General features: G+C 62.9%; 21 protein-coding genes. 9 read left to right on the top strand and 12 right to left on the bottom strand.

All coding sequences use genetic code 11. From position 1 onward, the window contains the following. Window positions 1–386 precede the first annotated feature (386 nt). The 4 genes from A5892_RS03895 to thiS form a co-directional block, all read right to left on the bottom strand. Window positions 387–908: a hypothetical protein gene (locus tag A5892_RS03895; RefSeq protein WP_064121685.1), complete on the bottom strand. Its 522-nt coding sequence runs from the start codon at window positions 906–908 to the stop codon at window positions 387–389. Window positions 909–1,005: 97 nt separating this feature from the next. Beyond that, a complete protein-coding gene (trmB, locus tag A5892_RS03890) occupies window positions 1,006–1,731 on the bottom strand; it encodes a tRNA (guanosine(46)-N7)-methyltransferase TrmB (RefSeq protein ID WP_064121684.1) in 726 nt (241 codons plus the stop codon). 57 nt (window positions 1,732–1,788) lie between these two features. Continuing rightward, the gene (locus A5892_RS03885) at window positions 1,789–2,619 is read right to left on the bottom strand and encodes a thiazole synthase (RefSeq protein ID WP_064121683.1); all 831 of its coding nucleotides are present in this window, start codon (window positions 2,617–2,619) and stop codon (window positions 1,789–1,791) included. Between the two features lie 71 nt (window positions 2,620–2,690). Then, window positions 2,691–2,888 (bottom strand): sulfur carrier protein ThiS, encoded by a 198-nt coding sequence (thiS, locus tag A5892_RS03880; RefSeq protein ID WP_064121682.1) that lies wholly within the window; start codon window positions 2,886–2,888, stop codon window positions 2,691–2,693. Window positions 2,889–2,999: 111 nt separating this feature from the next. On the opposite strand from thiS, the gene A5892_RS03875 reads away from it, so the two are divergent. The 3 genes from A5892_RS03875 to A5892_RS03865 all read left to right on the top strand — a co-directional run bounded on the left by A5892_RS03875 (window position 3,000) and on the right by A5892_RS03865 (window position 5,119). Then, the gene (locus A5892_RS03875; protein ID WP_064124286.1) at window positions 3,000–3,383 is read left to right on the top strand and encodes a DUF423 domain-containing protein; all 384 of its coding nucleotides are present in this window, start codon (window positions 3,000–3,002) and stop codon (window positions 3,381–3,383) included. 1 nt (window position 3,384) lies between these two features. Continuing rightward, the gene (locus A5892_RS03870) at window positions 3,385–3,915 is read left to right on the top strand and encodes a hypothetical protein (protein ID WP_064121681.1); all 531 of its coding nucleotides are present in this window, start codon (window positions 3,385–3,387) and stop codon (window positions 3,913–3,915) included. Between the two features lie 106 nt (window positions 3,916–4,021). Then, the gene (locus A5892_RS03865) at window positions 4,022–5,119 is read left to right on the top strand and encodes a pyridoxal phosphate-dependent aminotransferase (protein ID WP_064121680.1); all 1,098 of its coding nucleotides are present in this window, start codon (window positions 4,022–4,024) and stop codon (window positions 5,117–5,119) included. Window positions 5,120–5,129: 10 nt separating this feature from the next. Here the strand turns inward: A5892_RS03865 and A5892_RS03860 are convergent, their stop codons facing one another. Further along, window positions 5,130–5,675 (bottom strand): helix-turn-helix domain-containing protein, encoded by a 546-nt coding sequence (locus A5892_RS03860; RefSeq protein WP_064121679.1) that lies wholly within the window; start codon window positions 5,673–5,675, stop codon window positions 5,130–5,132. Window positions 5,676–5,815: 140 nt separating this feature from the next. On the opposite strand from A5892_RS03860, the gene A5892_RS03855 reads away from it, so the two are divergent. The 6 genes from A5892_RS03855 to A5892_RS03830 all read left to right on the top strand — a co-directional run bounded on the left by A5892_RS03855 (window position 5,816) and on the right by A5892_RS03830 (window position 12,099). Further along, window positions 5,816–7,018, top strand: a complete 1,203-nt coding sequence (locus A5892_RS03855; protein ID WP_064121678.1) for a benzoate/H(+) symporter BenE family transporter — start codon at window positions 5,816–5,818, stop codon at window positions 7,016–7,018. A gap of 100 nt (window positions 7,019–7,118) precedes the next feature. Continuing rightward, on the top strand, window positions 7,119–7,751 hold the full coding sequence (locus A5892_RS03850) for a methylthioribulose 1-phosphate dehydratase (protein ID WP_064121677.1): 633 nt from the start codon (window positions 7,119–7,121) through the stop codon (window positions 7,749–7,751). Window positions 7,752–7,847: 96 nt separating this feature from the next. Continuing rightward, on the top strand, window positions 7,848–8,399 hold the full coding sequence (locus tag A5892_RS03845) for a 1,2-dihydroxy-3-keto-5-methylthiopentene dioxygenase (protein WP_064121676.1): 552 nt from the start codon (window positions 7,848–7,850) through the stop codon (window positions 8,397–8,399). Continuing rightward, complete coding sequence (gene mtnC / locus A5892_RS03840) at window positions 8,396–9,100, top strand: acireductone synthase (protein ID WP_064121675.1); 705 nt, start codon at window positions 8,396–8,398, stop codon at window positions 9,098–9,100. Before A5892_RS03845 ends, mtnC begins: the two co-directional genes overlap by 4 nt. A gap of 322 nt (window positions 9,101–9,422) precedes the next feature. Then, on the top strand, window positions 9,423–11,603 hold the full coding sequence (locus A5892_RS03835; RefSeq protein WP_082890255.1) for a TonB-dependent siderophore receptor: 2,181 nt from the start codon (window positions 9,423–9,425) through the stop codon (window positions 11,601–11,603). A gap of 160 nt (window positions 11,604–11,763) precedes the next feature. After that, window positions 11,764–12,099 carry an EthD domain-containing protein gene (locus tag A5892_RS03830; protein WP_064121674.1) on the top strand — a complete coding sequence of 112 codons (336 nt, stop codon included), beginning with the start codon at window positions 11,764–11,766 and terminating at the stop codon, window positions 12,097–12,099. A 103-nt stretch (window positions 12,100–12,202) separates the two neighbouring features. Here A5892_RS03830 and A5892_RS20415 read toward each other — a convergent pair whose 3' ends face one another. The 7 genes from A5892_RS20415 to A5892_RS03805 form a co-directional block, all read right to left on the bottom strand. Then, the gene (locus tag A5892_RS20415; protein ID WP_190295652.1) at window positions 12,203–12,367 is read right to left on the bottom strand and encodes a hypothetical protein; all 165 of its coding nucleotides are present in this window, start codon (window positions 12,365–12,367) and stop codon (window positions 12,203–12,205) included. A 73-nt stretch (window positions 12,368–12,440) separates the two neighbouring features. Further along, window positions 12,441–13,121 carry an RES family NAD+ phosphorylase gene (locus A5892_RS03825; protein ID WP_064121673.1) on the bottom strand — a complete coding sequence of 227 codons (681 nt, stop codon included), beginning with the start codon at window positions 13,119–13,121 and terminating at the stop codon, window positions 12,441–12,443. Then, window positions 13,118–13,519, bottom strand: coding sequence for an MbcA/ParS/Xre antitoxin family protein (locus A5892_RS03820; protein WP_064121672.1), 402 nt, complete (start codon window positions 13,517–13,519; stop codon window positions 13,118–13,120). Before A5892_RS03820 ends, A5892_RS03825 begins: the two co-directional genes overlap by 4 nt. A 1,091-nt stretch (window positions 13,520–14,610) precedes the next feature. Continuing rightward, window positions 14,611–15,543 carry a DUF637 domain-containing protein gene (locus A5892_RS03815; RefSeq protein ID WP_064121671.1) on the bottom strand — a complete coding sequence of 311 codons (933 nt, stop codon included), beginning with the start codon at window positions 15,541–15,543 and terminating at the stop codon, window positions 14,611–14,613. A 177-nt stretch (window positions 15,544–15,720) separates the two neighbouring features. Further along, on the bottom strand, window positions 15,721–16,392 hold the full coding sequence (locus A5892_RS20135) for a hypothetical protein (RefSeq protein WP_150123475.1): 672 nt from the start codon (window positions 16,390–16,392) through the stop codon (window positions 15,721–15,723). After that, on the bottom strand, window positions 16,385–17,167 hold the full coding sequence (locus A5892_RS03810) for a hypothetical protein (RefSeq protein ID WP_064121670.1): 783 nt from the start codon (window positions 17,165–17,167) through the stop codon (window positions 16,385–16,387). Before A5892_RS03810 ends, A5892_RS20135 begins: the two co-directional genes overlap by 8 nt. A gap of 978 nt (window positions 17,168–18,145) precedes the next feature. After that, window positions 18,146–19,021 carry a DUF637 domain-containing protein gene (locus tag A5892_RS03805; RefSeq protein ID WP_064121669.1) on the bottom strand — a complete coding sequence of 292 codons (876 nt, stop codon included), beginning with the start codon at window positions 19,019–19,021 and terminating at the stop codon, window positions 18,146–18,148. Between the last annotated feature and the right edge of the window lie 7 nt (window positions 19,022–19,028).

The following is a 19,028-nucleotide window of genomic DNA, read 5'->3' as shown; positions in this document are numbered from 1 at the left end:
CTGGTCACCGGGTCCCGCGGTGTTTTTCTTCCTCGCCGTCGCGCCTTCCCACGAGCACCAACGACCGCTCCCCCAGCGAGCCAGCCTGTGGATAACTTGGTGGACAGTCTGTGCTTCAAGCCTTTCCCGGCCCTTCCATGACTCATCGGAGAAAGCAAGCACTTCTCTATTCGACCTTCGCAAAAGCCATTCGAAGATCGAATAACTTATTGATTTAAAAATAAAATACAAGATTTTTGCGGCAATCACCGGAAGACATAATTAGACAGCTAAGTTATCAACAAGCAGATATGACACGGGGATGTCAATTGTGGACATCCATTCACGCCCATGAACTTTCCGCCCTCGATCGACGGCGATCACCACCCGATACCCGCTCCACGCAGTCAGTGCATTGCGCTTGCTGGAACAGGACAGGGCGTGTCGAAATCATTCCAGCTGCCGACTCTTCGCTGCGGCGTCGTCACCACCAGCTCGATGCGCAAGCGCACGCGGTCGTGGAGGCACATCTGCGACGGAAAGGAGAGGCGAAAGCGCTGTTGATCGATACGCTCCACCGCAGCGCCCTCGACCCGCGTGCCGTGGCTGCGACTCTCGAGCATCAGGTCGAAACGCTCGGCGTCGATCCCTCGGCTGTCGACCAGCAGCTCGATCTCCCCCTCGCGCCAGCCGACCACACGCATCCCGATCCAGTCGTTCAACCCCACCCGGGCCTCGCAGTGGCGCTCGAACGGTGAGCAGTTGAGCGACAGCGGGTACCAGGTGGTTTGCCGCGCACCGGGGCCACCCAGGTAGTAATTGCCCAGGTAGCCGAGGGCGACCACGATGGTCACCAGGGTGACGATGATCAACCCGTTGAGCAGCGGCGGGCGATAGTTTTCTTCATGACGAGTCTTGGCGTCGGGCATGCATTCACCGCGCTCCCGGCCCAATGGGGCGACGGGCGATATTATGGATGGAAAGGGCACGGCGGCTGCGGCCATCGACTACCGCTAGCCGCATCGTTCAGGCGTCTGCCTTGCGCCGATGGATCAAATCCCAGACCCCGTGCCCCAGGCGCTCGCCGCGCGCTTCGAACTTGGTCAGCGGACGGCTCTCGGGGCGCGGCACGTAGGGGCCATCGACCGAGGTGTTCTCGAAGCCGGGCGCATCGCGCATCACTTGCGCCATGTGCTCGGCGTAGGCCTCCCAGTCGGTGGCCATGTGGAAGCGCCCGCCCGGTTTGAGCACGCGCTTCACCCGAGCGACGAACTCGGGCTGGACGATCCGCCGCTTGTGATGCTTCTTCTTCGGCCACGGGTCGGGGAAGAACAGCTGGAGCAGGTCGATCGACGCCGCGGGCAGCGACTCGTCGAGCACCTTCAGTGCGTCTTCGCGAAACACTCGGACGTTTTCGATCCCTGCCTTATCGAGCTCATCGAGCAGCTTGCCCACCCCGGGTGGATGGACCTCGATACCGATGAAGTCGACTTCCGGCTGGCGGCGGGCCTGTTCGAGCAGCGAGGCGCCCATGCCGAAGCCGATCTCGACCACCCGCGGCGCGTGGCGGCCGAATACCTGGTCGAGATCGAGACACCCTTGGGCGAGGGTGAGACCCAGGCGTGGATAGACCTCCTCGAGGCCTCGGGTCTGCGCGATGGTCATTCTCCCAGCGCGCAGCACGTAGCTCTTGATGCCCCGCCGCGGGAGGGCCTCGGAAACGGGGGTTGGATATTCGGTTTCGCTGCTCATGGGGTCGGAAAGTCTCGAAAGGGTCACTCTTGGTAGCACAGGTTCGGCATCGTGGGCTCAGCCCTGAATGCGCCCCTCGGCGGGCGAGGAGGGTTCCGCGGCGTAGGTCTTGCGCGGCATCCGCCCAGCGAGGAAAGCCTCGCGCCCGGCCTCGACCGCCTTGCGCATCGCATTGGCCATCATCACCGGATGGCGCGCATGGGCGATCGCCGAGTTCATCAGCACGCCCTGGCAGCCCAGCTCCATCGCCAGCGCCGCATCCGACGGCGTGCCGATCCCGGCGTCGACCAGCACCGGGACCCGGGCGGCCTCGACGATCAGCGACAGATTGTAAGGATTGAGCAGCCCATGGCCGGAGCCGATCAGCGAGCCGAGCGGCATCACCGCGCAGGCGCCCATCGATTCGAGCTCGGCGGCGACGATCGGGTCGTCGCTGGTGTAGACCATCACGTCGAAACCGTCGTCGATCAGCTCGCGCGCGGCCTTCAAGGTCTCGACCACATTGGGATAGAGGGTACGCTCGTCGCCGAGCACCTCGAGCTTGACCAGCGAGTGCCCATCGAGCAGTTCGCGCGCCAGCTGGCAGGTGCGCACCGCGTCGCGGGCGTTGTAGCAGCCGGCGGTATTGGGCAGCAGGGTGTAGCGCTCGGGGCTGATCACGTCGAGCAGGTTGGGCGCGTCGGGATCCTGGCCGATGTTGGCGCGCCGCACCGCGAAGGTGACGATCTCCGCTTCGCTTGCGGCGATCGCTCGCGCGGTCTCGTCGAAGTCGCGATACTTTCCGGTGCCGACCAGCAGCCGCGAGCGGTAAGCCCGGCCGGCGATGGTCAGCGGCAGATCTTCCACACCCTGCCGCTGCGCGGCAGGTTGGCGGTCGTCGATGCTCATGTCCTTCTCCTCGAGAAACGCCGCGGCCCTGAGCGTTTCGCATCAGGCCGGGCATGACGGGACGCGGGGGCTCAGCCCCCGCCGATGGCGTGTACGATCTCGATGCGGTCGTGTTCCTCGAGCACGGTGTCAGCGTGCTTCGAGCGCGGCACGATGCGTTCGTTGCGCTCGACGGCGATGCGCCGGCCGCCCAAGTTCAGCGCGGCGACCAGTTCGGCCACGGTGGTGGCCTCGACCGTGCGAGGCTCGCCGTTCAGATAGAGCTGCATGGCGTATTTCCTGCGACGCTTGGGACCATCGGCCCCGGACTGGGAATGGCGCTATCATACCGCCTCGCGACACGTGATTCGATCTTCTCCCTCCCGACCCGCGAGGTAATCGTGACTGCAGATTTCCGCCGCCCCCTGTGGATCGCCTGCGCGCTGAGCGGAGCGCTGGCAGTCATCCTCGGCGCATTCGGCGCCCACGCACTGAGCGCCCGGCTGCCGGCGCCGCTGCTCGCCGCCTACCAAACCGGCGTGACCTATCAAATGTGGCATACCGTGGCGCTGATGGCGCTGCTCGCCGGCTGGCGCGGTGCGCGCGCACCGCGCCTGGTGCTGTGGTGCTGGTGCGCCGGCGTGGTGCTGTTCTCGGGCTCGCTCTATTTGCTCGCGCTGAGCGGCATCCGCGCGCTGGGCATGATCACCCCGGTCGGCGGCACCCTGCTGATCGTCGGCTGGCTGGCGCTCGCATATGCCTGGCTGCGCGAGGAGCGACGCTGAGATGCGAGCCACCGGAACCTATGGCGCCTGCCTCTGCGCGCTGCTGGCGATGGCGCTGGTCGGCTGCGCCAGCCGGGGATTCGACGAACAGAGCCGCCAGCGCGACGCAGTGCAGCGGATGGGGGCGGATGTCGCCGAACGGCTGATCGAGGCAACCCAATGGGATGACCAGACGGTGAACCAGTTGATCCTCGTCGCCAGGCCGAGCATCGCGCCCGACGCCCAGCTGCCCGAGGCGGCGCGGGTCGATGCCGCGCGACTGAGCAGCGCGCTGTCGCGCGGGCTGCTCGCACTGCCGGACGCTCCGCAGGTCATCGGCTGGGCGCCCCAGGAGCAGCAGCCGCTGGCGCCTCAGCTGTGGATCCTCGACAGCAGCTTCTCCACCGGGCCCACGCTCGGGCTCTCCGATCGCGAACTCTACCCCTATCACCTCGAATTGAAACTGCACCGTGCGGGTCGGCCGGCGATCACCTTCGAGACCGACGGTGCCTTCGACAGCCTAGCGCTCGGCACGCTGGACGAGCAGCGCTGAGTCGCTCAGCTCGACGTATCCAGCGCAGGACGTTGGGGGTAGCATGGGGAGCCCTTGGCGCCCCATCCTGGGCGCCCCATCCTTTCCACCAGGAGGTCCAGGCCCCATGCGTGCGATCGCCGCACACCTCGACCGAGAAGGTCCGAGCAACCCGTTTCCCGGGCTAGCCGCGCTGGAGCGGCGTCTCGGCCGCAAGCTGCCCCACCAGCTCGGCTCCAACGAGGGGCTCGACATGCCCCATGTCGCGCTGACCAAGGCCATGGGCGCAGAAGTGGCGAGGCTCGCCCGGCGCTATGGCGATGCCCAGGCATTCGAGCTGCGCCGGCGGCTGTCCGCGCGCCTCGAGGTTCCGATCGAAGCGCTGCTGGTCGATGCCGGCGCCGACAGCCTGATCGCCCTGGCCCTGCGAACCCTCTGCGAACCCGGCAGCGTCGCGGTCGCCGCCGCGGGTACCTACCCGACCTTCAGCTATTTCGCCCAGAGCACCGGTTGCCGACTGATCGAGCCGTCCTACCGAGAGGCCAAGGGCGTGCTCGCGCCTGACCTCGATGCGCTGATCGAAGCCGCGCACCAGCGCCATGCGCGCCTGGTTTACCTGGCCAATCCGGACAACCCGAGCGGCCACTTGTTCGATGACGCCGAGATCGAGCGCCTGCGGGACCAGCTGCCCGGCGACTGCAGCCTGCTGCTCGACGAGGCCTATCACGACTTTCGTGCCGATGCCGCCGGCAGCGCACCGCTCGAGGGCGTGATCCGGCTGCGCACCTTCTCCAAGGCCCATGGCCTCGCCGGACTCCGGATCGGCTTCGCCATCGCCGAGCCGGCGCTGGTCGAGGCGATGCTCAAAGCACGCATCCACTACGCCGTCGCCTCGCTGTCGCTGGCCGCCGCGGAGCTGGTGCTCGACCACGACGACGAGGTCCGCGAGCACATCGAAGCGGTCACCGAGCGTCGGGAGCGGCTCACCGCGATGCTGCGCGAGGCCGGACTGGACGTACTGCCGAGCGCGACCAACTTCATCGCCGTGCGCCTCGCCGATGCCCAAAGCGCCGAGGCGGTGCAGCGCGCATTGCTCGAACGCGACGTGGTGGTTCACCGCCCGCCACACCCCGCCCTCGGACACGTACTGCGGATCTCGACGGTCGAGGATGCGTTGGTCCCGGGCCGGCTGGCGCCGCTGCTCGAGGCGGTATCCAGAGGCTGAAGCGGAAGCCTCAGCCCTCCGCGCGCGGATGGTGGATGATGTTGTGAAAGCTCGCACGGCGATCGCTGAGATTGCGATAGCCGTGCGGTCGGTCGGCGCAAAAGCGTAGCGACTGCCCCACCTCCAGCGCATGCCAATGCTCTTCGACCAGGATTTCGAGACGCCCCTCGACCACCGCGACGTACTCGCTCACGCCTCGCCGATGGGGCTGGGAGACACGCTCGCACCCCGGGGCCAGCTCGACCAGCAGCAGTTCGATGCCGGTAGCCGCGTCGTAGGGCTCGAGCAGCGTGGCGTTCATCAGCGTTTCATCATCGACCACCCGATCTCGCCTTTCGACCAGACTGCCCTCGTCCCAGAACGTCGAGAAAGGCACCTCCATGCCGCTGGCGATCCGCCATAGGGTCGCCACCGTCGGGCTCGACTCACCGCGCTCGATCTGCCCGAGCATCGCCTTGCTGACCCCGGTGCTGGCCGCACAGGTGTCGAGGCTCCAGCCCCGCTCCCGGCGCAGCCGCCGCAGTACGGCACCAATCACTCGGTTCATCTCCTGCATTCGCGCTGCTCCTCGTCTGGCCGCAGGGCATTCGACCATTTTGTGCGTCATAGCGCACGAAACTGTTGTGCGTTATCACGCACGCCACTAGGATAGCCCCGGCGTGCGTGATAACGCACGAACTGCTTCCGGAGTTTACGATGTCCACCGCCGATTCCACCGCCGCGCGCCCGCGCTTGGCGGATCTTTCGCTCAGCGCCATGATCGCAGGCCTGGTCGCCGTGCTGGTCGGCTATACCAGTTCGGCGGCGATCATCCTCCAGGCCGCCGCCGCACTGGGGGCGACACCCGCCCAGGCGCAGTCATGGCTGATCGCCCTCGGCCTCGGCACCGGCGCGCTGTGCCTTGCGCTCTCGCTGCGCTACCGCGCACCGCTGCTGTTCGCCTGGTCGACGCCGGGAGCCGCGCTGATCGCGACCCTACCCGCGGGCTCCACCCTTGCGGCGGCCACCGGGGCGTTTTTGTTCTCGGCGCTACTGATCCTTATCTGCGGCGTCACCGGGCTGTTCGCTCGGGTGGTCGAGCGGATTCCGCGCGCGCTGGCTGCGGCGATGCTCGCGGGCGTACTGGTACGCTTCGGTCTCGAGCTCTTCACCTCGCTCTCGCTGGCGCCGACGCTGGTGACGGCGATGCTGCTCGCCTATCTGCTGGCCAAGCGGATGGCGCCGCGCTATGCGGTGCTCGCCGCGCTGGTCATCGGCATCGCGGTCGCAAGCCTCGAGGGCTCTTTGCACTTCGAGCATATGCAGGCGTCGTTCGCTTGGCCTTCTCCGGTCTGGCCACGCTTCGAATTCGCCGCCCTGCTCGGCATCGGCGTGCCGCTGTTCGTGGTCACCATGGTCTCGCAGAACCTGCCAGGCACCGCGGTACTGCGCCAGCACGGCTATACCACCCCGGTTTCGCCATTGATCTCGGCCAGCGGAGCGATGACGCTGCTGCTCGCTCCGTTCGGCGTCTTCGCGCTCAATCTGGCGGCGATCACCGCGGCGATCTGCGCCGGCCCCGAGGCCCACGAAGACCCTCGCCGGCGCTACATGGCCGCGGTCTGCGCAGGCCTGGTCTACCTGCTCGCCGGGCTCTGCGGCGCGATGATCGTCGGCCTCTTCGCAGCCTTCCCTCAGGCGCTGGTGATGGCGATCGCCGGCATCGCCCTGCTCGGCACCCTCGGCTCCAGCCTCGCCGATGCTCTCGGCGCGCCGGCGCACCGCGAGGCGGCGCTGGTGGTGTTCCTGGTCACCGCCTCGAGCCTCGAGCTGTTCGGGATCGGCAGCGCCTTCTGGGGGCTGGTGATCGGCGCGCTGTGGCTGGCGCTGGCACGCCGTCGCCGTGGGATAACCTCATAACGATTCGATCGGCCCCTGCGCTGGCGTCGCCCGCATGCCTTGGGTACGCTTGCCGGATTGCGGCCCCTCCCTCTCCCGGGCCATCGTTTCGGAGTCATCGATGATCGATCTCGAACACCTTGCCCAGGCCCAGCAGGCGCTGGTCGAGGCGGGTCGGATCCTGCATGCGGCGGGCAAGGTGCCCGCTACCGGCGGCAACTTTTCGATTCGCCTGGACGAGCGCCACATGGCGGTGACCGTCTCGGGTCGCCACAAGGGCTTTCTCACCCCCGCCGACCTGATGGTCACGGACTTCGACGCCGTCGCGGTGGGCAGCCGGCTCAAGCCTTCGGCCGAGGCGCTGCTGCACGGCCAGCTCTATCGCGACCACGCGAATGCCGGTGCGATCCTGCATACCCACTCCCGCGCGGCGACATTGCTCTCGCTTGCGATCGAGGATGACGAGGTGGTGCTGGAAGGCTACGAGCTGCTCAAGGCGCTCGAGGGTGTCGAGACCCATGAGGCGCGTGTGCGGATCCCGGTATTCGCCAATACCCAGCAAATTCCCCTCCTGGTCGACCAGGCGCGAGCGCGACTGGGGCGGGAGCCTTACGCCGGCACGCCCGCCTACTTGATCCGCGGCCATGGGGTCTATGTCTGGGCCACCGACATGGCCAGCTGCCTGCGCCAGGTCGAGGCGCTGGATTTTCTCTTCGACTGCGAGCTCGAGCGTAAGCGCTGGTCGTTCCGCTGAGTCGCCGCGGTCTTTGCGGACGACGTTGCGAATGACTCTGCGAATGCATCTTGACCGACGTCGCTGTGCCGACACCTCTTCACCCAGGAGCCTGACATGAGCTTTCTACACGTCTATCACGAGAAGAATGCCGAGCAGCCGCTGCTCTCCACCGAGGACGGCAAACGTATCGCCGAGGAGCTCGAAGCGCACGGCGTGCGCTTCGAGCGCTGGCCGCTCAAGGCACTGCCCGCCGATGCGGAGGCGACAGAGATCCTCGGCGCTTACGAACAAGAGGTATCGCGTCTCAAGCAAGAGGGCGGCTTCGTGGTCGCCGATATCATCCACATGACCCCGCAGCATCCCGACAAGGACGCGCTGCGAGAGAAGTTCCTCGACGAGCACCGCCACAGCGAAGACGAAGTGCGCTTCTTCGTCCGCGGCGAAGGGATCTTCTACCTGCACCTCGACAACCGGGTCTACGCGGTGGGCTGCAGCCAGGGCGACCTGATGTCGGTGCCGACCGGCGTGGCCCACTGGTTCGACATGGGCCCGAGCCCGGACTTCACCTGCATCAGGCTGTTCATCGAGAAAGATGGCTGGGTGGCGAAGATGACCGGCGACGACATCGCCGCCGGCTTCCCCCGTTTCGAGCAGCTCAGCGCATGAGTCCGGACCAGCCCCTGGCGCTCGAGCCGCGTGCGATCGTCACCGATATCGAAGGCACCACCGGCTCGATCCACTTCGTCCATCAGGTGCTGTTCCCCTATGCCCGGCGCCACCTCGCCGCATGGCTCGAGCTCAACGCCGCCCAGCCGGCGGTGGCCGAGCAGCTCGAACTCGCCCGGCTGGAGGCAGGCGAGCCCGAAGCCTCGGTGGCACGGCTTGGCGAGCTGCTCGGCGGCTGGATCGACCAAGACCGCAAGTCGACCCCGCTCAAGGCGCTGCAGGGGATGATCTGGGAACGCGGCTATCTCGAAGGCGACTTCAAGGGCCACGTCTATATGGATGCGGCCGAGCGCCTGCGCACCTGGCATGGGCGGGGAATCGGGCTGTACGTCTACTCCTCCGGCTCGATCCACGCCCAGAAGCTGCTGTTCGGCCACAGCGAGGCGGGCGATCTGACCGGTTTGTTCTCGGGCTACTTCGATACCACCACCGGCCCCAAGCGCGAGGCCGAAAGCTATCGGGCGATCCAGCGTGATATCGGCGCGCCCGGCGGCGAGATCCTGTTTCTCTCCGACGTAGTCGAAGAGCTCGATGCCGCACGCGAAGCCGGCTTGCGCACCGTTCAACTAGTGCGCGAGCCGGGCATGCGCGTGGGCGATCACCCATGCGTCGAGCGCTTCGACCAGATCAGCTTCGACTGAGCCGCCCCGCGCCCGGCAAGCCCGTGAATGGGGGCGGCTACGGCTCGTGAACACCATGCACGTAGACCCTCTGCCCGAAGGCAAGCATCAGCTCCGTCTCGCCCGATCGCTCCTCGTTTCTCCCCTCCCCTGGACCTCAGCGCCTCCCGCCAGCCGCGACGCCGGCGTGCGAATAGCCGGCGCTTAACCGAGATGGCTAATTGCTTACGCTAATCGTTGTCATTAACGTAGCCGTAGTGATGCGAACGCTCGCCTATCGGAGCAGCCTCACCCCGCCGGACAACGACTAACAACGGATAGCACCTGAGGCAGGGAACCACTGATGAATTTCGTACCATCCCCCCGGATCGGGCGCTTGCAGTGCAAGCCCTCGACACAGCTTCGATACGTATTCGCGGCCACGGTCTTCGGCACGCTTTCGACCAGCGCTCCCGCCCTTTGGGCACAGCAACCCAGCGGCGATACGCCAGCATCCACCGCCGCGGGCGGCAGCGATACGACACAAGAGCGTCTGGACCCGGTGGTAGTGGTCAGCACCGCGCTGAGAATCAATGCGCCGCTGGTCGAGACACCGCGATCGGCCTCGGTCGTCGACCGCCAGGAGCTCGACACCCGCAACGTGCAGTCGCTGGACGAGTCGTTGCGCTACCGCTCGGGCGTGCTTTCAGCGCCCTACGGCAACGACAACGATGCCGACTGGCTGTTCGTCCGCGGCTTCGAGGCCTCGACCTATCTCGACGACACCCGGCTCTACAGGGACGGCTACTACGCCTGGACGCTGGAGCCGTTCGGGCTCGAGCGCGTGGAGGTGCTCAAGGGACCGGCCTCGATGCTCTACGGCGAGGGCTACCCTGGCGGGGTGGTCAACGCGATCAGCAAGCGGCCCACCGCCGAGCGCCAAGGGCTTTTCGAGCTGCAGGCGGGCAACCGCGACCATCGCCAGATCGGCATCGACAGCTCAGGCCCGCTGACCCGCGCCGGCGACGTGCGCTACCGGCTGGTCGGGCTTTACAAGGAGCGCGATGGCGAGCTGAACGGCACCGACAGCGAACGCTACTACTTCGCGCCCAGTCTCGAGATCGACGTCTCCGAGGACACCACCCTGACGCTGCTCGGCAGCATCAAGCACGACGATGCGGTGCCGACCAACGGCTTCTTCATGCCGTATGGCACCCTCGTCGATACCCCCTATGGCAAGGTCGACCGGCGCACCAACCTCGGCGAGCCGGGCTATGACCGCAACCGGCACACCCAGACTTCGCTGGGCTACCAGCTCGAGCATCGCTTCAACGACACTTGGTCATACACCCAGAACCTGCGCTGGAGCCGCCTGGATCTCGACCTGCGCTCCACCTACGCCAACTACATCGATCCGACCAATGATCGCAACGTAGTGCGCGGCCTGACCTACCGCGACGGCACTACCGACAGCTACGCGCTCGACAACCGCTTCGTCGGCCACTGGCGCAGCGGCCGCTTCGACAACACCCTGCTGCTCGGCCTAGACGTGCAGCGCCACGAGTACAGCGGCAACGAATTCGACTCCTTCAACTCGGCCGCCGGCAGTTTCGGCGAGCCGCTGGACATGTTCTCGCCGGTCTACGGCCGCTACCAGCCGATCGATCCGAACGAGATCGACTACCGCGAGATCGACAAGACCCAGGGCGGTGCCTATGCCCAGCACCGGCTGAAGATCGACGACAAGTGGATCTTCCTCGGCAGCGTGCGCTATGACCGGGTCAAGACCGAGAACGCCAACCGCACCAGCGGCGAAACCCTCGAGCGCACCGACAACAACACCTCTTGGTCCGGCGGGGTCATGTATCTGGCCGACAACGGCCTGGCGCCCTATGTGAGCTACGCCGAATCGTTCGAGGTGCTGACCACCTACGACCCCGCCACCGGCGGGCTCTATCGCCCGCTCGAAGGCGAGCAGTGGGAAGCGGGTCTCAAGTACACACCGCCTGGATTCGACGGCTACCTCTCGGCGGCGGTGTTCGATCTGACCCAACGAAACTCGCTAGTCACCAACCCCGACACCTTCGTCCAGACCCAGGCCGGCGAAGTGCAGTCCACCGGCCTCGAGCTCGAAGGCCAGGCACAGCTCACCGAAGGACTGACGCTCACCGCCAGCTACACCTATACCGACGCGACCACCGACGAGACCGGCGGACAGGGCACCCAGCGCGCAGGGATCATTCCACGGCACATCGCCTCCGCCTGGCTGGACTACGACTTCAACCAGGGCCCGCTCACCGGCCTCTCGCTCGGCGCAGGCGTACGCTACGTCGGCACCAGCACCGACGACCCGCGCTACGACACGCCCAAAGTGCCCTCCTATACGCTCGTCGACGCCATGGCCAGCTACGACGTCGACGAGAACTGGCGCCTCCAGCTCAACGTCAACAACCTCACCGACGAAGACTACATCAGCGCCTGCAACTACTGGTGCTACTACGGTGAATCACGCAGCGTGATCGGCAGCGTCGCGTATCGCTGGTAAACCCCGCAGGAACGACGACGCCCGGCTTCGGCCGGGCGTCGTCGTTGGGCTTTCGCAAAAAAAAACGTGGACGATTCAGCATAGTTCGCCCCACCAAGAGCTGCTATTACCACACCTCATCCGCATTGACGCACATCGCTCGCCCGGCAAGGAGTTCTCCATGATCAAGATCATTTTAGGTTTCAAGCGCCGACAGGGAATGGGCTTTCAGGAATTCAAGGACTACCGCCGCGACGTTCACGCGCCTCTGCTTTTCGCTATTCCCGAAGCAAAGAAAATCCGTCGATTCGTGGTCAATTACGCCGTTTCCGCACCGGATTTTCCAGAGCCCACATATGATGCAGTCGTCGAGGCATGGTTCGACAATCTGCAAGACTTGAACACGCTTTATTCCTGCGAAAATTTTCTAACGAAAGTTGATCCCGACCATATCAACTTCATCGATCTTTCTTCGGTCGGAAGGGTCATCGTGGAAGAAATCGTCGTCGTTGAATGAACAGGAGACTGAAAGCGGCGGCTACGAAGTAGAAGGCCCGGGCGTGCCTAAGACACCCTGGGCGATTCACTCAGCCAGCGTGTCGAACACTCGCATCCAGCTTTCAACTCGCCCTTTCAAGCGCGGCTGCCAAGGTGTAAACGCAGGATTCGCCATACCAAGGCCCCACCAGCATCGCGCCGACCGGCAGGCCATTCAAGAGCAGCGTCGGTATGAACAGCGCATAGACCCCGGTCAGCTTGGCGTCGTAGGCCGTGCGCATTGGCAACGACAGATTCTGCGCCAGCGCCCCGCTCCCATCGTTGCACTTCCCTGATTTTGGCCCTGCGCCATTACTCGCATCAACTCAACAGATTCAATTCGAAGACATGACTGATGCGCTTGCCATCCCATTCATAGCCCAGATGCCGGCCCTGCCAAGTGGCGCTCAGAACGGGAGGACGAAGTACCGCCGCACATTCGCCGGCGGGATCGCGCACGCTAGGATAGACGATGCCATCGGCCTGGCTGTCCCACGTCTTCCGACCGAACGCTTGGCTTGCCGACCAATCATCCGGGGCCAGTAGGGCGCCTGCAGCGGTGCTGTTTCTCAAGTCGACGAACAAGCCGTCGAGGTCCGACAAATAAACCCGCTGCTGCAGCATCATCGGGGGCTCGTGAGACTCCCGCATGAAGCGCTCGGCGTGGTAACGGGTCTCGGCGATGGCTGTAACTTCCGACAAGGCGCAGTAATAGGCACCGAACGTGCCGTCGGTGAAACGTGAACCGGTCGTCGGGAAGTGGCAGAAAGCGGCCATCACCGGCGTCCAGCCCGGGCCGTAACGCCGATCTTCATCACGGATCAGGTGAATGGCACCAGCTTCCTCCCGCAGGCGGGATGAGGTCGCGCCCTCCAGTTCGTTGAGCAGCGCCCAGTCATCGGGAGAGCCGTTGACCCCCTCGAAGAGATCGATGGGTGGAAAGCGCGAGGGGATGATCCGATAGCAGGGATGCCAGGCGAGACAAGACACGGGAAAACTCATGCAACGCCCCCACCGCGGGCCGCATCCAGATGCCGGCGTACCACATATAGGTCGGATACTTGCCCGTTGAGCATCCGCTCGATAGGAGTGTGCCCCGCGAACAGCGGATTCTGATTGGCCCGTTTCAACCAGCTGTCCGCCGCCTGAGCGTTGGGTAACAGGATATGGAGTGCCTTGTAGATGCCCAGGATCAATGACATCCGCTCCAGGTGGTTCACGTCCAGCTGTGCACGATCCGGCTGCTGTTTCCAGCGGCGATAGGTGGAATCCGGCACGCCCAAGAGCGTGGCGGCTTCATGCTCCTTGAGGCCCCATGCCTTGGAGATGTTGGGGTAGGTACGCATGGCCGCAGCCGCCATATCCTGGCGCTCATGGGGTGTCTGGTGTTGTAGGGACATGGCTGATCCTCCTTTATGAGGATCATGATGGGTCATATGGCGGAATATATCAAATCACCACCCACATGAGCGACCAGCGGATCACTAAGCCTATGAGGCTCGAGTACGCGACCTAACGCCCTTCCCAAACCACCGTGGCCCTTCCCGGATGTCGACGCGGGAGGCATCGATCACCAGGTCCTGACCGGCAGCTCGAGCGAGCGTCGCCTCGGATGTCGAGATGGTTCAAGTACCTCGACGCTTTCGCGGCGTATGCCGCTAGCGGTGCGCAAGAGCACGACCACGACCGGAGCTAGGAGACACTGGACGCCATCGCCTTGCGGCTGAACATGCCTCCGCGCAAGCGCTTCGACTTCAAATGCCCGATCGAGGTAAAGGGGGAGGTAATGTAAGACGCCATGGCCATTCGCCATGATGCTACCGATTCAATTTAATAGCTGTGTTGCACTCAACTCTTGCAATCGACCATTCACGGATCAAACTATATGTGAAAATGGCGATCATATCTTGCTAATACCCTGTCTTATTGATTAAAGTAAAATTTAATGAAAGGTAATCCGACGGCAGCAATTACCAGCATCATAGCGACTAACCAAAGTGAGAGAGGGATCAGACTCTTGAAGGAGAGCCAGCATGCTACCAGCAGTGTCATCAAACAAGATGAGTAGAGCATAAGAAACTTAGGGGAAGTTAGCCCACTAGTGCTGGGGAAGCTAAGCGAAAGCAAAAAACCCGTCATCATTATCGCTGGTAAAAGCAAGGCTGGCATCGGTATATTTATCATCGTCAGGTCCCTGACTGGCTATTGGAAGTATTAGAGCTATTTGAATTACTGGACGAGTGCTGAAAGAGTCACAAATATAGGCGCAGGCAAACGCGCCCGCCACATCGTCCGCGATAAAGCCTACGCCAGCACCGATCGGACCCGTAGCCGCTCCAATAGTCGCGCCAGACTAGGTGTATGGTCCCATGAAGCCGGGGGCGTTGAACAGTCCAGAGTCCTGACGCTGGCGTTCGCTGGCCTGGAATGCCAGCACCGGGTCACCATAGGCCTGGATCGCTGTCCCATCCTGCCATTGCAGCGAGACGTTCTACCCGGCGAGCACTTCGATCGTAGCATTGGCCACCGTCATCGCCTGCTGGAACTGCTGCGCCAGCGGGTTATTCGGGTCGCTCGCCACTTGGGCCTCGAGCCGGGCAAAGGTGTCGGCGTTATCGGCATCGAGCCGATTGCCAGCCGCCAGGGTCAGCATCGTCTCCCAGTCGAGCGGCCCTGCCGAGCCGTGTGCTTCCTGGAGCCTGGCTGCTTCCTCCTTGATGAGACGCCGCTCCTCGGGATGCAGCTGGCGGTTGTACATATCCGCCTGACCCGCCACCCAAGCACCCTGCTGGGCGTCGCCCCCGGCCAGTCCAGCGGCGACCAGGCCGGTGATCTGCGCGGCACCAGTCAACAGCATCGGGTCTTGTTCTAACCATTCGGCCAGGTGCCCCACCAGCGCCTCGTTGGCGCCGGCGGCGATCGCGCCACTTTCGAAGTCGCCACCGCTGGCGACGGAGGCCAGTCCTCCAGCCAGTGCGTGCAGTGCCACCTTCTCTACGCTGCCTTCGGCATAGCCCTGCGCCTCGGCGTAGTCCCCCACTGCGTTGAACATCGCCGCTGCCACTACGCTGCCCACGGTGCCGTGCAGAGCGTCGCCGAGGCGATCTCCGAGCGAGCCACCCTGGAGTGCGGTCTGCAGGCTTGCATCGATCGCTGCGCGGCTGCCGATACTGCCGGCGAAGCGGCCAATGCCTTCAAGGCTTGCGAGATCGACGCCTTGTACGCCCTGGGTGATGACGTCGGTGCGGCCGCCCCAGATGCGATCCATGCCCTGGGCCACGCCGGCTGAGGCGGAGGCAAGGGCGGCGCCTTCGAGCCCCTGGCGAGAGAGGGTGTCTTTCAACGCACCGCCGAGATCGCCTTGCTGGTTGATCAGATTGACCGCGCCCTGGCTCGCCAGCGAGGTGGCCGCAGCACCGCCCACGCTGCCCAGTGCACCGACGGCGGTAGGGCCGACGAAGGCGGAGACGGCGATCGCGACTGCAAGCGCAGCGGGGCCTGAGAGTCCCGACTGGCTGTACTGGAAGCTGTCGTGGATCTCCTTGACCTGCCGCCAGTCGATGTCGGCGACTCAGTACCCCATGTTCGGAATGCGGCGAAGTTACATTTTCGACCCTTGGATCCAGGGCTGTTCGGGAATGAGGTCTATATAACGTTTATATATGATAGGATATCTCGCTTTAAACCCCGTTCCAGCGTCGTCAAAATAATTCGTCATATTAGCCAGTTTTTCACAGCGTTCTACACACTCGAACCATGGCTGCCCCGACCAGTCGCCCGTATTATCGAGCTTGAATCCAGTCAGTTTTTCTCGAAAGAACCAGCGTCGTTGATTTTTAAGAAACTCCCATCCGTAAGCTTGACCATTGGGATTGATGTAAATACGAGAAAAATAACTGCGTCCCCTTGCTTTCGGAGAAGAAAAATCACAATCCCTAATGGAAATATTTTTTGAGGGCGTAACTGCGTACTGCATGCAATCAACATAATCATAGCCGTTTGAACCTATCAAATAACGCCCTTTCACCACATGGGTCACTTCCCATCGATATTCTTTTTTAAACGGCGGCATTTCCCATCCATCACTGATTGGAGGGATCACATTAGCCAGTGGCGCCGCCCTATCCTGCTTGACCGCGAAGACCGGGTAATCTTCCGGATCCACGCGGAAGATATTGTCATCGGCAACGAAGTTATCCTCGGTCCCCGCCGATATATAGTTCTCATAAGAGGCGCAGCCGCCCAGCAAGCTCGCCACCAGAAGACTAGTCACCAAAATTATACCTTTCAGGGTGCAGATCGATATAGGGTTTATAGAATTTATCAAAATTGTGCTCCCAAGGCATTAATGGAACGATGTAGGCATTTGGATTGAGCGCTTTACCCAAGACGCCGCCGTTGACCAGGTCGCCAGCGCCGATGGTCAGGGTAGTATTGCTCGAGGCGATATTGCCGAAGGGCAGGGAGAAGAGATGGGCTCCTTTGAGCAAACCATTGGTGGTCATATAGTTGGCACTCAGAACCCCCAGGCTATGGCCCGTGGTGAGACCACCGAATCCTTGCGATGCCAAGTGTGCCTGTACGGTGGAGTCGGGCAACCCTTGGTAACCCAAGGCGATATCGATCGCATCGAAGGGCAGCCCTTGAAGACTGCGGTTCAATACCCCACGGTCTCCGATACGGTTAGTGAGCTGATAGCCATCATCCGTCGCACTAAACCGCGTTCCCACGCCGGGTAACTGCGCTCCGATGATCGAGCCACTCATCAGCGCCCAGTTGAGCTGCTCGCCACTCAAGCCGATGCTCTCGGCGAATTCACGCTGCACTTTGCCCATGACCTGCTGAGCACCAAGCAGCGCGATGCGATTGCCCACCACGTCCCAGGCGCCATTCGCCACGCTGGTGCCAACCACTTTCGCGCTGTTGATGGGATTATTGTGGAATGTCCCGCCGGCAAGGTAGTTACCCAGCCCGCCGGTAATCGCGCCATCGAGCGCAGCCTGATTCCACGCCTGTCCTTGGCTGACGGCACCGGCTGCGCTTCCCACTGCACCGCCGATGGCCCCCGCTACCGCGGCGTTGGCCCAACCAGCGGCGGCGGTCGCGGTCTGGGCGGCCCAGATCGAAGCTGCTTATTATTAGACATGCTCATTGCCTATTGAAGTAGTCGACACCTTCCTTCGGCCTGAATATCATGCGTGGCGCACCATCGGACCTTTCACCAAGAACATAATAAATATGCCCCTCCTTGGGCCTTCCCTGTTTACTCTCTTGCTTAATTAATGACACAAGCCCGACTAGGATCTTTCGTCTCCTCGAAGCGCCAAGAAAGGATCGTATCGTTCGGATCGACCAGCAGCGAATACCGGCAGTGTGAATTCCATTTTATGAAATAGCGAGTATTGGGCGGCTCTGGTTCTTCTCTATATAAATGATTTTCCCTCTCTGAAAGGCGGGTATATAACATGCCATTATCGTTCCTGTTTTTCAACAATTCAAATTTTGTACCAACTAAACGGTCTTTGCCGTCCACCCACATACTATGGCACCCACTCAATAAAAAACATACCGACACCAATGAAATCAATATGCCCCTTGTGACCTTCATCTATCATTCTCCCTGGATTGATCGATCGTTGGTTTGAGCCAATAGTATTGGTCGGCAAGGCTGCCATAATTCAATATTAGTGCAGGGGGCATGGATCCAATATTTGTCGCCACATTTGCTCTTTTATTCTCCTCTAGCCAATTCATCCAGGTGTCGTGGAGCGTAGCGAAAGAGTTGAATCCTGGCACGGCATTCAAAGCGTTGCTGATCGGTGTTCCATGGCAAATAGAAAACGATGATAGGCATACGTCGTTGAGGCCAATGTTTTTCCCTTCTCGTACAACCTCCTCAAGACTAACTGTGGGCACGCGAAAGAAGCCATCTTCTGGAGTGGGAAGAAATTCTGCCCCCTCTGGCCTGTCTACGCCGGGCCGCAGGTCTGGCTCTCGACCGACCCAATATCGATACGCCTCTCCCGTCAGCCAATACCGGCCACGGTCACCCAATCCTCGGAACCGTTGGCGCCAGTCAGCAAACCTCTGACGGCCGTATTCAGTGCATAGGCTTTTGCACGTTCAGGCAGATTGGTCAGTAGCGTGTTGCCGCTTTCTGTCGTTGTACGGCCCCACATGTCCGTATATGCCCCTAAGCCGGCAATTACTGCGGCGCTTGCATAGCCCTTCAACGCGTTGCTGGAAGTCACGTCATCGAACACCGCACCCAGGTCGCCTCGGTTATTGATGGCGCTGACAGCGGCGTTGCTGGCGGCCCCCGTCAAGGCCGCGGTCGCCGCCACGTTGGCCCAACCGGCTCCCGCGAGCGCGGTCCCGGTACCAGCTGCCGTGGAAGCGCCATTCGCCACCAGCCCGCTCACCGCCCCCGCCGTGTAATACGCCGTCACGATCGCGACCGCAAGCGCAGCGGGGCCTGAGAGTCCCGACTGGCTGTACTGGAAGCTGTCGTGGATCTCCTTGACCTGCCGCCAGTCGATGTCGCCGCGCTGTTCCATCTCCTTCAGCCAGCCGAGCTGTGGGTCGGCGGCGACCATCGCGTCGAGGGTCTGGCTCACCGTGCTCTGGTCGATTTGGGCAATCTCGATCGAGATTCCTTCGGCCGCGCGGATCGCGAGTTCGCCCTGGTGGATCAGCTGGCTCTGGCGCAGGGTCTCGTCGGTCATGCCCCGGCCCTTGGCAGACTGCCAGGCGAAGCTGCTGCTCTTGTGCCGGCTCTGCTGTTCGAGATCGTGGGCGGCCTCGAACGCTATCTCGCCGCCGCTGATCAGGCTCAGCTCGCCTTGGGACGTAAGCCTCGCCCCCTGGTAGCGCTGGTCGCCTTCGCTCGCCAGTTCAACCAATCCATGC

Origin of the sequence: Halotalea alkalilenta (assembly GCF_001648175.1) — a bacterium.
GTDB classification, from domain to species: domain Bacteria; phylum Pseudomonadota; class Gammaproteobacteria; order Pseudomonadales; family Halomonadaceae; genus Halotalea; species Halotalea alkalilenta_A.
This window is presented reverse-complemented; position numbering and strand designations above follow the sequence as displayed.